This is a genomic window from Rhodovulum sp. FJ3 (assembly GCF_032918305.1).
Classification (GTDB): Bacteria; Pseudomonadota; Alphaproteobacteria; order Rhodobacterales; family Rhodobacteraceae; genus SAT37.
Map to the genome: position 1 here is coordinate 250,647 of NZ_JAWJUU010000002.1, position 12,994 is coordinate 263,640.

The following is a 12,994-nucleotide window of genomic DNA, read 5'->3' on the forward strand; positions in this document are numbered from 1 at the left end:
GGGATTATAACCTCGGATCCAACCCGGGGAATGAAAGACAAAACCTATGAAAAAGCCAGTGATTGACGCCCAAAACGTCGACCTGACCTTTGAGACCAACGATGGCCCCGTGCATGCGCTGTCGGATGTGAATTTGCAGATCAACAAGGGCGATTTCGTATCGTTCATTGGCCCGTCGGGGTGCGGGAAAACGACGTTTCTGCGCTGTGTCGCGGGGCTTGAGACGCCGACGGGCGGGCAACTGACCGTGAATGGTCTGTCGCCAGATGAGGCGCGCAAGGCACGCTCATACGGCTATGTATTTCAGGCGGCGGGTCTTTATCCGTGGCGCACGATTGCGGGGAACATCAAGCTGCCCCTCGAAATCATGGGGTTTTCCAAGGCCGAACAGGACAAGCGGGTTGAGCGGGTTCTGGACCTTGTCGAACTGTCGGGGTTTGCGCGCAAATACCCGTGGCAATTGTCAGGCGGGATGCAGCAGCGCGCAAGTATCGCGCGCGCCCTTGCCTTTGATGCCGACATCTTGTTGATGGACGAACCGTTCGGTGCGCTGGACGAGATCGTGCGCGACCATTTGAATGAGCAATTGCTAGACCTCTGGGCGCGGACGGAAAAGACGATCGGGTTCGTAACGCACTCGATCCCCGAGGCGGTCTATCTGTCGACCAAGATCGTGGTGATGAGCCCCCGACCGGGTCGGATCACCGATGTGATTGATAGTCCTCTGCCTAAAGAACGCCCTCTAAGCATCCGCGATAGTGCAGAATTTCTGGAAATCGCGCATCGGGTGCGCGAAGGTCTGCGCGCGGGGCATGCCTATGATTGAGCGGCTGCGCATATCGCTCTTGCCGGTGCTGGTGGTCGTCGCGGCGATCATCGCGCTGTGGTACGCGGGCGCCGTTGTGATGAATTCCACATGGACGCTGGATCAGGCGGCGCGACAGGGCACGGACCCGTCGTTTGCCGAAATCGTGGCCGACACCATGGCCCAAGAACGTCCCCTGTTGCCCGCGCCCCATCAGGTCGCGGCGGAACTGTGGGAGGTGACGGCGGAAAAGAAAATCACCAGCAAACGCAGCCTGATCTATCACGGGTTTATCACGCTCAAGACCACGTTGTTCGGGTTCGTGACGGGGGCGGTGTTTGGCGTCGCTCTGGCCCTTGGGATCGTGCACAGCCGCACGTTGGAACAAAGCGTCATGCCATGGGCCATCATCAGCCAGACCATCCCGATTGTCGCGCTGGCCCCGATGATCATCGTGCTGTCCAACGCGGTGGGGATCGAAAACCGCGAGGTGCCGAAAACCATCATCGCGGCCTACCTCAGCTTTTTCCCCGTGCTGGTCAGCATGATCAAGGGGCTGCGCAGTCCCGATGCGATGCAAATTGACCTGCTCAGGACCTATAACGCCAGTGGCGGGCAGATCTTTTCGAAACTGCGTCTGCCAGCGTCCTTGCCCTATTTCTTTGCCTCGATGAAGGTTGCCATCGCGGCCAGCCTTGTGGGCACCATCGTGGGCGAACTGCCCACCGGCGCGATCCAAGGTCTGGGCGCGCGGATGCTGATCGGGTCCCAGTTTGGCGAGCCGATGATCATGTGGACGGCCCTGTTCGCGGCGGCCATTCTGGCGGCGCTGTTGGTCATCGCGGTGGGGGGGCTTGAACGCCTCGCCCTGCGTTTGATGGGGGAGGGCGCGCGATGATCTGGGTTCTGGCATCTCTAGCGGCGTGGGCGATCCTGTGGTGGATCAACGTACGTCTGGTGAACGGTCCCATGGGCAAAACCCGCGCGGCCAAGATCGGAGCGCCGGTTCTGTTCGGCGCGGCCCTGTTGATCCTGTGGGAGGGCATGGTGCGCGGTCTGAACGTCTCGGCGGTGATCCTGCCGCCGCCCAGCACGATTGGCGCGACCATTGCCGGATCGTTGGACATCTTGTGGGTCGATTTCGTGCAGACGTTCGTCAAGGGCGCCCTGTCGGGTTACATCATCGGGGTTCTGGCCGCGCTGGTCACGGCGGTGGTGATCGACCGCGTGCCGTTCCTGAAGCGCGGATTGCTGCCGGTCGGAAACTTCGTGGCGGCCCTGCCCATTGTCGGGGTCGCCCCGATCATGGTCATGTGGTTCGGGTTCGATTGGCATTCCAAGGCGGCGGTCGTGGTGATCATGGTGTTCTTTCCGGTTCTGGTGAACACGGTGGGCGGTCTGAACGACACCACCGCGATGCAGCGTGATTTGATGAAAACCTATTCGGCGGGCTATTGGCAGAGCCTGTTCAAACTGCGCCTGCCTGCGGCAATGCCGTTTATTTTCAACGGGCTAAAGATCGCGACCACCCTTGCCCTGATCGGGGCGATTGTCGCGGAATTCTTTGGCTCGCCCATCAAGGGGATGGGCTTTCGTATCTCGACCGAGGTCGGGCGTCTGGGCCTTGATATGGTCTGGGCCGAGATCGCGGTCGCGGCCGTCGCGGGCACGATGTTTTATGGCGTCGTGGCGGCGATAGAAAAGGGGGTGACCTTCTGGCACCCTTCTCAAAGGGGTTAACCCACACAACAAAGCGGATGAAAAACGCACGCAACTTGGAGGTTGTATTATGAAAAAGCTAACGACGGCATTGATGGCCGCAACGTTCCTGACCACGGGCGGGGCCTATGCGGCGGATGATCTGACCCTGCAATTGAAATGGGTCACGCAGGCCCAGTTCGCAGGCTATTACGTCGCCCTTGAAAAAGGGTTCTACGGCGATGAGGACCTGAACGTCACCATCAAACCCGGTGGTCCCGACATCGCGCCCACACAGGTGATTGCAGGTGGCGGCGCGGATGTGACCGTGGAATGGATGCCCGCCGCCTTGGCCGCGCGGGAACGCGGTCTGCCCTTGGTGAACATCGCCCAACCCTTCAAAAGCTCGGGCATGATGCTGACCTGTCTCAAGGAAACCGGCGTGACCGGCCCTGAGGATTTCCCGGGTCGCACCCTTGGCGTTTGGTTCTTTGGCAATGAATACCCCTTCCTCAGCTGGATGTCGCAACTGGGCATTTCGACCGAGGGCGGCGATGATGGCGTCGAGGTCCTGAAGCAGGGCTTTAACGTTGATCCGCTGTTGCAGAAACAGGCCGATTGTATCTCGACCATGACTTACAACGAATATTGGCAGGTCGTGGATGCGGGCATTTCGCCGGACGATCTGATCACCTTTAAATACGAGGATCAGGGCGTCGCGACGCTTGAGGACGGTCTTTACGTGCTGGAGGACAAGCTGTCCGATCCCGCCGAAGTCGACAAGCTGGCCCGTTTCGTCCGCGCCTCGATGGCGGGTTGGAAATACGCCGAAGAGCACCCCGATGAGGCCGCCGAGATCGTTCTGGAATATGACGAAACCGGCGCACAGACCGAAAAGCACCAAAAACGCATGATGGGCGAGGTTGCTAAACTGACCGCTGGGTCGAACGGCGCGCTGGACCCCGCTGATTTTGAGCGCACGGTCGCCTCGCTGTTGTCGGGCGGGTCTGATCCGGTCATCACCGCCCATCCGGGTGAGGCCGCATGGACCAGCGCCGTCACCGACGCCGCGTTGAAATAACCGGCAAACCCTTGCCACGGATCAGGCGCCCCACACGGGCGCCTTTTCTTTTTGCGCTGGATCATGGACGGTTCGGGGCAGGGGGGCGATTATGACCCCAGATAGATGATGGAGATCGGGATGAGCAAACAGGTTCTTTTGGCAATCGCCCTGATGCTGGGTGTGGCGGCGTGTAGCGATGTGGTGGAGTTCACCGAGACCGGCCAGTGCGAAGCGGGTGTCGATGGCCTGAGCCAGATCGGCGATATCACCCCCGCAGGGTGCTGAACAAAATAAAGGGTCGGCGTGGCCGACCCTTTTACTTACTCACCGGCCCAAAACACGGGTCGGACAAATATCTGGTAACGTAAATCTATACTGCCTGACATAGCCGGTGATTATGACAGAAAGTTAATGCGCCCCCGACTTTCGGGGGTGTGCACAGGTATTTCTGCCTAAAAAATGGTCAATTATTCGCATGGCACACCGGATAATTGCACTTTTGCGTGCGTCACGGCCCTGTGTTCGCGGGCTGCCATAAAAAAACCGCCACGCAATGCGCAGCGGTTTTCGTGTCTTGAGTCGGAGGGCGTGGATTAGACGCGGTTCATCCGGTTGTCGATCAGTTCGTCCACAACGCCCGGATCAGCCAAGGTCGAGGTGTCGCCCAGAGCGCCGTAATCGTTCTCGGCGATCTTGCGCAGGATGCGGCGCATGATCTTGCCCGAACGGGTTTTCGGCAGGCCCGGTGCCCACTGGATCAGGTCGGGTTTCGCGATCGGTCCGATTTCCGAACGGACCCAGGTTTCCAGCTCTTTGCGCAGCTCGTCCGTGGGTTCGATCCCGTTCATCAGGGTGACATAGGCATAGATGCCCTGACCCTTGATGTTGTGCGGATACCCGACCACGGCGGCTTCGGCCACTTTGGCGTGGGCGACGAGGGCGCTTTCGACCTCGGCGGTACCCATACGGTGACCCGACACGTTGATCACGTCATCTACACGACCGGTGATCCAGTAGAAGCCATCCGCATCGCGGCGGCACCCGTCACCCGAGAAGTAGTAGTTTTTGTAATCCGAGAAGTAGGTCTTTTCGAACCGCTCATGATCGCCCCAAACGGTGCGCATCTGACCAGGCCAGCTGTCTTTCATACACAGCACGCCTTCGGCCTCGGTGGTGGTGATTTCCTGACCGCTGTGCGCGTCCAGAACGACCGGCTGAACCCCAAAGAACGGCGTGGTGGCCGAGCCCGGTTTCAGAGGCGTCGCACCGGGCAGCGGGGTCAGCAGATGACCACCGGTTTCCGTCTGCCACCACGTGTCCACAATCGGGCAGTTCCCTTTGCCGACAACGTCGTTGTACCAGTTCCATGCCTCGGGGTTAATCGGTTCACCCACGGTGCCCAGCAGGCGCAGGTCGGACAGGTCGTATTTTTCAACGAACTCGTTGCCCTGACCCATCAGGGCGCGGATGGCGGTCGGTGCGGTGTAGAACTGGTTTACCTTGTGCTTTTCGCACACGGCCCAGAAGCGACCGGCGTCGGGGTAGGTGGGCACACCTTCGAACATGATGGTCGTCGCACCGTTGGCCAGCGGCCCGTAGACGATGTAGCTGTGGCCGGTGACCCAACCCACGTCCGCGGTACACCAGAAGATGTCGCCCTCGTGATAGTCGAACACGTACTCATGCGTCATCGAGGCATAGACCAGATAACCGCCGGTGGTGTGCACGACGCCCTTGGGCTGACCGGTCGAACCCGAGGTGTAGAGGATGAACAGCGGATCTTCGGCGTTCACCTCAACGGCGGGGCAGTGATCGTCGGCCTCAAGTGCCAGTTCGTTATAGTCATAGTCACGACCGTCGATCCAAGTCGTCTGACCACCGGTGCGGCGTACGACCAGACATTTGACGTCGTCCTTGCAGTGCAGCAGGGCAGCGTCGGTGTTGGATTTCAGTGCGGTCTTGCGGCCACCACGGGGGGCCTCGTCTGCGGTGATGACGACCTTGGCGTCACAGCCGTTGATCCGTGCACCCAGAGCGTCCGGCGAGAAGCCCGCGAACACGATCGAATGGATGGCGCCGATGCGCGCACAGGCCAGCATGGCATAGGCGGCTTCGGGGATCATCGGCAGGTAGATGATGACACGGTCACCTTTGCGCACGCCCATATCCTCAAGGATGTTGGCCATGCGGCAGACGCTGCGGTGCAGGTCTTTGTAGGTGATGTGCTGGGCGGCTTCGTTGGGATCATCGGGTTCAAAGATGATCGCGGTCTGATCTCCACGGGTCTCCAGATGGCGGTCGATACAGTTGGCGGCGACGTTCAGGCTACCGTCTTCGAACCATTTGATGTCAATGTTGCCAGGGGCAAAAGAGACGTTCTTGACCTTGGAGTAGGGCTTGATCCAGTCCAGACGTTTACCATGTTCACCCCAGAATGCATCGGGGTCGTTGACGGATGCGGCGTACATCTCTTGGTACTTTTCCGCATTGATATGTGCCTTGGCCGCAAAATCCTCGCTAGGGGGATATGTCTTATCGGTCATTGTCTGTCTTCCCTCGTCAAAGACGTCTCGTAAAAGTGCATCGGGGCGGTGTGCGCCCCGATGCGGCTAAAAATCAGATCGCCAGATATTCGGCGCGCAACTCTTCGTTTTCCAGAACTTCGGCCGCGCTGCCATCAAAGACGATTGATCCGGTGTCGAGGATCACAGACCGGTCTGCCAGTTCCAGAGCGCGCACGGCGTTCTGTTCAACAATGACCGTTGTGATCCCCTGTTCCTTGATGTGGATCAGTGTTTTTTCAATTTCATCCACAATCACAGGTGCCAGACCCTCATAAGGTTCGTCCAGCAAAAGAACCTTGATGTCACGGGCAAGGGCCCGCGCAATCGCCAGCATCTGTTGTTCCCCACCCGACAGGGTGACGCCCTCTTGTTTGCGCCGTTCGCCAAGACGCGGGAACAGCTCATACAGACGTTCGATCGACCAGCCGATAGGCGGGGCGATTTGGGCCAGTTGCAGGTTCTCTTCGACCGTCAGACCGGGGATGATCCGGCGGTCTTCGGGCACAAGGCCGATGCCTGCGGCGGCGGCCTCGTGGCTTTTCATGCTGTGCAGGGGGGCGTGATCCAGCCAGATTTCACCATGGGTGACCTGAGGATCGTCCAGACGTGCAATCGCACGCAGGGTGGACGTTTTGCCTGCACCGTTACGACCCAGAAGGGCAAGGATTTCACCCTCATGGACGTTAAAGCTGACACCTTGGACGATATAGCTCTCGCCGTAGTAGGCGTGCATATCCCAGACCGACAAAAAGGCCGGTGCGGTTGCTGCCTGATTGGCGTTTTTCGAGAAGTCCGGTTTTACATTCATGACTTGTCCTTTCCGCGCACCTTAGTGGGCTTCGCCCAGATAGGCTTCCCGTACTTTAGGATGACCTTTGATGTTTTCCGGAGTGTCCTCGACCAGGGGCGTGCCCTGCGCCAGAACGGTGATGCGTTCGGCCAGACTGAACACCACGTGCATGTCGTGTTCGATGATGGCCATGGTGATGTCGCGCTTTTCCTTGATCTCCTTCAGCAGGTCGATCGTGTTGTTGGTATCGGCGCGCGCCATCCCTGCGGTGGGTTCGTCCAGCAGCAGCAGTTTCGGTTCCTGAACAAGGCACATCGCCATCTCCAGACGCCGTTTGTCGCCGCGGCTCATCGAGGCCGAATGCATATGCCGTTTGTCCGCCATGTTGACGTCCTCCAGCATCTGCATCGCCTTTTCCATCAGTTCCTTTTCGCGACGGACCCCTTCAAAGGCGTGCAGGCGGAATGCGCCGTCACGCTTTGCGAAACAGGGGATCAGCACGTTTTCCAGAACCGTCAGATCGCCAAAGATTTCCGGCGTCTGAAACACGCGCGAGATGCCCATCTGGTTGATCTCGTGCGGCTTGCGACCCAGAACCGACTGGTTGTTGAACATGACCGAGCCCGTATCGGGGATCAGCTTGCCCACCAGACAGTTCAGCAGGGTGGATTTACCGGCCCCGTTCGGGCCGATAATCGCGTGAACGGTGTTTTCCTGAACGCTGAGGTTCACATCCGACAGTGCCTTGAGGCCGCCGAAGTTTTTACCAACGCCTTTGACTTCTAGGATTCCCATTGGTCAAACCTCCCTTATTCGGCCGCAGTGGATGCGGATTTGTTGGCATCTTCGTCGTCCTGCTTGGCCGACTTGCGGCGCAGCAGTTTGCCGAGGCGTTGACCACCTTCGATCAGGCCACCGGGCAAGAAGATCACAACCATCATGAACAACAGACCCAGCGTCAGGTGCCAACCCTTGCCCACGAACGGGTGAACAATGGTGACCAGCAGATCTTCCATCCCGTCGGGCAGGAAGGCGAACCAGCCGTGCAGCACGTTGTCGTTGATTTTCGAGAAGATGTTCTCGAAATACTTGATGAAACCAGCCCCCAGAACCGGACCCAGCAACGTGCCAGCCCCGCCAAGGATGGTCATCAGAACAACCTCACCCGAGGCGGTCCACTGCATCCGCTCGGCACCGGCAAGCGGGTCCATCGACGCCATCAGGCCACCGGCCAGACCGGCATACATGCCCGACACCACAAACGCGGCAAGCGTGTAGGGGCGCGAGTTCATACCAGTATAGTTCAGACGCGTCTGGTTGGTTTTCACCGCCCGCAGCATCAGACCAAAGGGCGAGCGGAAGATGCGGATCGCCATGTAGAACGAGGCCAGCATAATGATCGCGCTGAGGTAGTAGCCTGCGTTGAACTGGAAGTTCCATGCGCCCAGCACCAGCTCATAGGTCGACCGCATTTCCAGACCGAACAGGTTGGTCACGGGGATCGAGCCGTCAGCCGTGGCCGTTTGGCCAAGGACGCGCGGGTCGTCCAGCGTCAGTTGCAGACCGGTTTCACCGTTCGTGATCGGGGTCAGAACCGAATAGGCAAGGTTGAACGACATCTGTGCAAACGCCAGCGTCAGGATCGAGAAGTAGATCCCCGACCGGCGCAGCGACACATAGCCGATCAGCAGGGCAAACAGACCCGCCACGATGACCGACAGGATGATCGCCGGAATGACGTTCATGGACAACAGTTTGAACATCCAAACCGCCGAGTAGGAGCCCACGCCCAGAAACGCGGCGTGGCCAAACGACAGGTATCCGGTCAGACCGAACAGGATGTTAAACCCGATCGCGAAAATCCCGAAGATCACGAAACGCTGCATCAGGTCGGGATAGCCTGCGTTGAACTGAGCCAGTTCGCTGCCGGCGGGGAAGGGGTTCAGGATGAACGGTGCCGCAAGGGCCAGCACCGCAACGATAAGCAATAGCTTGGTGTCTTTGCTATCAAGGCCGAACATGATCTTAGTCCTCCATCACGCCTTTGCGCCCCATCAGACCGCGCGGACGGGTCAACAGGATCACGATTGCAACGAGGTAGATGATGATCTGGTCAATGCCGGGGATGAGCGACTTGATCGCGTTCATCGAGGCAAAGCTTTCCAGAATGCCCAGCATAAAGCCCGCCAGAACGGCGCCCGGCAAACTGCCCATACCACCAACAACCACCACAACGAAGGACAGAACGAGGAAGTCCATGCCCATGTGGTAGTTCGGCGAATTGATCGGGGTGTACATCACACCGGCAAGGCCCGCGACTGCGGCGGCAATGCCGAACATGATGGTGAAACGGCGGTCGATGTTGATGCCCAAGAGGCCCACGGTTTCACGATCGGCCATGCCTGCACGGACCACCATACCAAAGGTCGTGAATTGCAGGAACGCAAACACGCCAGCGATGATGATGCCTGCGAACATGAAGTAGACCATGCGCCAATAGGGGTAGATGATCGCGTTCGGCTCCATCCCCAGAAACGCCCCGAAATCAAAGCTGCCCTTAAAGGCATCAGGTGCGGGGGTCGGGATCGGGTTCGCGCCGAAATAGTATTTCACCACCTCTTGCAGAACGATCGCCAGACCAAAGGTCACAAGGATCTGGTCCGCGTGCGGACGCTTGTAGAAATGTTTGATCAGGCCGCGCTCCATCGCGTAGCCGATGAAGATCATGATCGGAATGGCAAAAAGGATCGCCAGAGGCACGGACCAGTCGATGATCGCCGCCCCCATCTCATCGCCAAACCATGCCTGTACATAGGGAACATCGACCTTAAGGGGGTTGCCCAGAAAGTCTGTTTTGGTTTCGTCAATGACCGTGTAGCTCCACGAGAAAATGCGCGACAATGTCACCGCGCAGAAAGCTCCGATCATGAACAGCGCACCATGCGCAAAATTGACAACGCCCAACGTGCCGAAAATAAGCGTGAGACCTAGCGCGATAAGCGCATAGGCCGAGCCCTTGTCTAGCCCGTTTAGGGTCTGAAGAAGGATCGCGTCCATCGGTCCCCACCCCTGCTGTGTGTTTGAAGGTTTTTAGCGCCCCATGCGGTCGGGCGCGGCATAGACATCCGGCCGCGCCATAAGGCGCGACCGAACGGGTTCACAGGTTTATGCACCCGGGTTGCAGCTGCCCAGCGAGCCACCGGCAAACATCGGGTGGTCGGGGGCGTACTCAACCTGAGCACGGGGGGTGACTTCGACAACTTCCAGAAGGTCGAACTCGGAGGTCGGGTTCTCTTTACCTTTCACAACCAGAACGTCCTTAAAGCACTGGTGGTCTTCGGCACGGTAGAGGGTCGGACCGTTGCCCAGACCGTCGAACTCGTAGCCTTCCAGAGCCTCTGCAACTGCACAGGGGTTGAACGAACCGGCGCGGGCAACCGCATCTGCGTACAGCAGGGTCTGTACATAGCAGGTGTGTGCGGCCTGCGACGGCGGGAAGCCGTACTTGGTGCCGAAGGACTTCACAAAGGCTTTCGAACCTTCGTCCTGCAGCGACCAGTGCCAGTTGGTCGAACCAAGGATGCCCTTGATGTTCTCACCAGCACCACGCGCCATCAGACGCGAGAACAGCGGAACAACGATTTCGAAGTTCTTGCCGTTGACTTGCTTTTCACGCAGACCGAACTGAACAGCGTTGGTCAGCGAGTTCACCATGTTGCCGCCGTAGTGGTTCAGAACCAGAACGTCAGCACCCGAGTTCAGAACCGGAGCGATGTAGGACGAGAAGTCGGTCGCTGCCAGCGGGGTGCGCACGTCGTTGACGGTCTCCCAGCCCAGAGCCTCGGTCGAGGCCGCGATCGATTCCTGCTGGGTCCAGCCCCAGGTGTAGTCGGCGGTCAGGTGATAGGCCTTACGGTCAGCGCCGTAGAGGTTGGCCAGAACCGGTGCCAGAGCAGCGCCCGACATGTAACCGTTAAAGAAGTGACGGAAGCCGTTGGCCTTCTTGTCTTTACCGGTGGTGTCGTTCGAGTGGGTCAGACCGGCCATAAAGATAACGCCAGCTTCCTGACACAGACCCTGAACAGCGATCGCAACGCCCGAGGACGAACCGCCGGTGATCATGACAGCGCCGTCTTTTTCGATCATCGACTTGGCCGATGCGCGGGCTGCGTCCGATTTGGTCTGGGTGTCGCCGGTAACGTACTCGACCTTTTTGCCGAGGATACCGTTACCTTCGAGAACTTTCGAGCTGAAGGTGTTCAGCATGCCGCCGTCGCCGCCACCGTTCAGGTGCTCAACAGCAAGCTCATATGCGCGCAGCTCGTCCGCACCCTCATCCGCGTAGGGGCCGGTCTGCGGCACGTTAAAGCCAAGCGTAACCGTGCCGCCGGTGGGCTCGTTGGTAAAGCCGTGGCTTGCAGCATTCAGATAAGTCGGCAGTGCCAGACCTGCGCCGGCAACGGCACCCGTCTTCAGAACACCACGACGCGTGAAATTCGATTTGGACATTAAATCCTCCCGTTTTGTGAACCGTGGCCCAAAGCGCCTCCTCCGCGCGGACCACTACCTTTTACAAGGTGTGTCCAGTATCGGGCCTTGAGCGAAAATTTCGCAACAACGGCTTTTAAAGAAACAATTTTTTTGTAAAAAATTAAACAGGTGTGTAGGGTGTCTTGTAAACATTTTAACGTGCACCTGCAGAAAGTGCATGAAAACACAGGGGTTTCACCATGTCGCGCGGTGCTTTGACGGGGACGCGGATTCGCGAACGACGCATGATGCTACGTATGCGACAATCGGAATTGGCGCGTGCGGTCGGCATCTCGGCCAGTTACCTCAACCTGATTGAGCATAACAAGCGCAGAATCGGCGGCAAACTCCTTGTAGATATAGCCAAAACGCTGTCCGTGGATGCGTCAGCGCTAACAGAAGGGGCCGAGGTCGCGCTGCTGGACGGGTTGCGGCAGGTGGTCGCCGCCCAGACCGATGCGCCCCAAGAGGCGCTTCAGGTCGAGGGGTTCGCGGATCGCTTTCCCGCATGGGCGCAGATTCTGGTCGAGCGGCAGGAACGTGTCCAAGAACTGGAGCGACTGGTAGAAATGTTGTCAGACCGTCTGACCCATGACCCGTTCCTGTCGGCGGCGTTGCATGAGGTTCTGTCGACCGTGACCGCGATCCGGTCCACTGCGGACATTCTGGCGGACACCACCGATCTGGACCGCGACTGGCAAATGCGGTTCCACCGGAACTTGCGCGACGACAGTCACCGCTTGGCCGAAGGGGCGCAGGCGCTGGTGACCTATCTAGACGATGGGGCCGAGGGGGCACAGGAAAAGACCCTGCCACAGGATGAGGTCGACGCCTTCCTGCGCCGCCATGACTATCACCTTGCCGAACTAGAGGGACAGGCGGGCACGCCAGAGGCCCTGATTGAGGGCGCGGCCGAGCTTGAATCCCCGCATGCGCGGGAGTTGGCCTTGCGCGCCTTGGGCCAGTATCAGACGGACGCCGCGCATTTGCTACGGGCCGATCTGATCGCCGCAATCACCGAGAACGGGTTGGACCCCGGTGTGATTTCGGCGCGGTTTGGCGTTGATATCATGACGGTTTTTCGCCGTATCGCCAGTTTGGGTGAAGAGGACATCGGCCTGACCCCCGGTTTGGTGATGTGCGACGGGTCGGGGACTTTGACCGTGCGCAAACCGGTCGCGGGGTTTGAGCTGCCCCGCTATGGCGCGGCCTGTCCTCTGTGGCCGCTCTACGCCGCGCTGACCCATCCGATGACGCCAATCGCGGCGGTGGTTGAGCAATCCGGCCGCCCGCCACAGCGGTTCCAGACCTATGCGATTTGCCGCCCGCGTCTGGGCGGCGCGTTCAGCGATCCGCCGATTTTCGAGGCCGCGATGTTGATCTTGCCTGCAACCAGCGATAGTGCCGAGCCTGTACTGCCGATCGGGACGTCCTGCCGGATCTGTTCCCAAGACAACTGTGCCGCGCGGCGCGAGCCGTCAATTCTCGCGGATGTGTCCGGCGTTGGCGGTAACGCCCTTTGACATGGGCTACGACTTTGGTGA

General features: G+C 59.1%; 12 protein-coding genes. 6 read left to right on the plus strand and 6 right to left on the minus strand.

From position 1 onward, the window contains the following. Nucleotides 1-46: 46 nt before the first annotated feature. The 5 genes from R1W00_RS06180 to R1W00_RS06200 all read left to right on the plus strand — a co-directional run bounded on the left by R1W00_RS06180 (nt 47) and on the right by R1W00_RS06200 (nt 3,851). Nucleotides 47-826 (plus strand): ABC transporter ATP-binding protein, encoded by a 780-nt coding sequence (locus R1W00_RS06180; protein WP_317261858.1) that lies wholly within the window; start codon nt 47-49, stop codon nt 824-826. Then, a complete protein-coding gene (locus R1W00_RS06185; RefSeq protein WP_317261859.1) occupies nt 819-1,703 on the plus strand; it encodes an ABC transporter permease in 885 nt (294 codons plus the stop codon). Before R1W00_RS06180 ends, R1W00_RS06185 begins: the two co-directional genes overlap by 8 nt. Beyond that, complete coding sequence (locus tag R1W00_RS06190; protein WP_317261860.1) at nt 1,700-2,545, plus strand: ABC transporter permease; 846 nt, start codon at nt 1,700-1,702, stop codon at nt 2,543-2,545. The genes R1W00_RS06185 and R1W00_RS06190 overlap by 4 nt, the downstream gene beginning before the upstream one ends. A gap of 49 nt (nt 2,546-2,594) precedes the next feature. After that, on the plus strand, nt 2,595-3,584 hold the full coding sequence (locus R1W00_RS06195; RefSeq protein ID WP_317261861.1) for an ABC transporter substrate-binding protein: 990 nt from the start codon (nt 2,595-2,597) through the stop codon (nt 3,582-3,584). Nucleotides 3,585-3,704: 120 nt separating this feature from the next. Next, nucleotides 3,705-3,851: a hypothetical protein gene (locus R1W00_RS06200; protein WP_317261862.1), complete on the plus strand. Its 147-nt coding sequence runs from the start codon at nt 3,705-3,707 to the stop codon at nt 3,849-3,851. A gap of 308 nt (nt 3,852-4,159) precedes the next feature. Here the strand turns inward: R1W00_RS06200 and acs are convergent, their stop codons facing one another. The 6 genes from acs to R1W00_RS06230 all read right to left on the minus strand — a co-directional run bounded on the left by acs (nt 4,160) and on the right by R1W00_RS06230 (nt 11,429). Beyond that, a complete protein-coding gene (acs, locus tag R1W00_RS06205; RefSeq protein ID WP_317261863.1) occupies nt 4,160-6,109 on the minus strand; it encodes an acetate--CoA ligase in 1,950 nt (649 codons plus the stop codon). A gap of 73 nt (nt 6,110-6,182) precedes the next feature. Next, nucleotides 6,183-6,938 (minus strand): ABC transporter ATP-binding protein, encoded by a 756-nt coding sequence (locus tag R1W00_RS06210; protein WP_317261864.1) that lies wholly within the window; start codon nt 6,936-6,938, stop codon nt 6,183-6,185. A 21-nt stretch (nt 6,939-6,959) separates the two neighbouring features. Continuing rightward, nucleotides 6,960-7,715, minus strand: a complete 756-nt coding sequence (locus R1W00_RS06215; RefSeq protein WP_317261865.1) for an ABC transporter ATP-binding protein — start codon at nt 7,713-7,715, stop codon at nt 6,960-6,962. Nucleotides 7,716-7,729: 14 nt separating this feature from the next. Then, nucleotides 7,730-8,941 carry a branched-chain amino acid ABC transporter permease gene (locus R1W00_RS06220; protein WP_317261866.1) on the minus strand — a complete coding sequence of 404 codons (1,212 nt, stop codon included), beginning with the start codon at nt 8,939-8,941 and terminating at the stop codon, nt 7,730-7,732. A 4-nt stretch (nt 8,942-8,945) separates the two neighbouring features. Beyond that, entirely contained in the window at nt 8,946-9,977 is a 1,032-nt protein-coding gene (locus R1W00_RS06225; protein ID WP_317261867.1) for a branched-chain amino acid ABC transporter permease, read from the minus strand. A 108-nt stretch (nt 9,978-10,085) separates the two neighbouring features. After that, the gene (locus R1W00_RS06230) at nt 10,086-11,429 is read right to left on the minus strand and encodes a substrate-binding protein (RefSeq protein ID WP_317261868.1); all 1,344 of its coding nucleotides are present in this window, start codon (nt 11,427-11,429) and stop codon (nt 10,086-10,088) included. A gap of 221 nt (nt 11,430-11,650) precedes the next feature. Between R1W00_RS06230 and R1W00_RS06235 the strand changes: the two genes are divergently transcribed. Continuing rightward, on the plus strand, nt 11,651-12,973 hold the full coding sequence (locus R1W00_RS06235; protein WP_317261869.1) for a short-chain fatty acyl-CoA regulator family protein: 1,323 nt from the start codon (nt 11,651-11,653) through the stop codon (nt 12,971-12,973). Nucleotides 12,974-12,994 lie beyond the last annotated feature (21 nt).

Excerpts from the sequence above, each read along its gene's own strand:
- R1W00_RS06180 (WP_317261858.1), top strand. The coding sequence starts at position 47 with ATGAAAAAGCCAGTGATTGACGCCCAAAACGTCGACCTGACCTTTGAG.
- R1W00_RS06185 (WP_317261859.1), top strand. The coding sequence starts at position 819 with ATGATTGAGCGGCTGCGCATATCGCTCTTGCCGGTGCTGGTGGTCGTC.
- R1W00_RS06190 (WP_317261860.1), top strand. The coding sequence starts at position 1,700 with ATGATCTGGGTTCTGGCATCTCTAGCGGCGTGGGCGATCCTGTGGTGG.
- R1W00_RS06195 (WP_317261861.1), top strand. The coding sequence starts at position 2,595 with ATGAAAAAGCTAACGACGGCATTGATGGCCGCAACGTTCCTGACCACG.
- R1W00_RS06200 (WP_317261862.1), top strand. The coding sequence starts at position 3,705 with ATGAGCAAACAGGTTCTTTTGGCAATCGCCCTGATGCTGGGTGTGGCG.
- acs (WP_317261863.1), bottom strand. The coding sequence starts at position 6,109 with ATGACCGATAAGACATATCCCCCTAGCGAGGATTTTGCGGCCAAGGCA.
- R1W00_RS06210 (WP_317261864.1), bottom strand. The coding sequence starts at position 6,938 with ATGAATGTAAAACCGGACTTCTCGAAAAACGCCAATCAGGCAGCAACC.
- R1W00_RS06215 (WP_317261865.1), bottom strand. The coding sequence starts at position 7,715 with ATGGGAATCCTAGAAGTCAAAGGCGTTGGTAAAAACTTCGGCGGCCTC.
- R1W00_RS06220 (WP_317261866.1), bottom strand. The coding sequence starts at position 8,941 with ATGTTCGGCCTTGATAGCAAAGACACCAAGCTATTGCTTATCGTTGCG.
- R1W00_RS06225 (WP_317261867.1), bottom strand. The coding sequence starts at position 9,977 with ATGGACGCGATCCTTCTTCAGACCCTAAACGGGCTAGACAAGGGCTCG.
- R1W00_RS06230 (WP_317261868.1), bottom strand. The coding sequence starts at position 11,429 with ATGTCCAAATCGAATTTCACGCGTCGTGGTGTTCTGAAGACGGGTGCC.
- R1W00_RS06235 (WP_317261869.1), top strand. The coding sequence starts at position 11,651 with ATGTCGCGCGGTGCTTTGACGGGGACGCGGATTCGCGAACGACGCATG.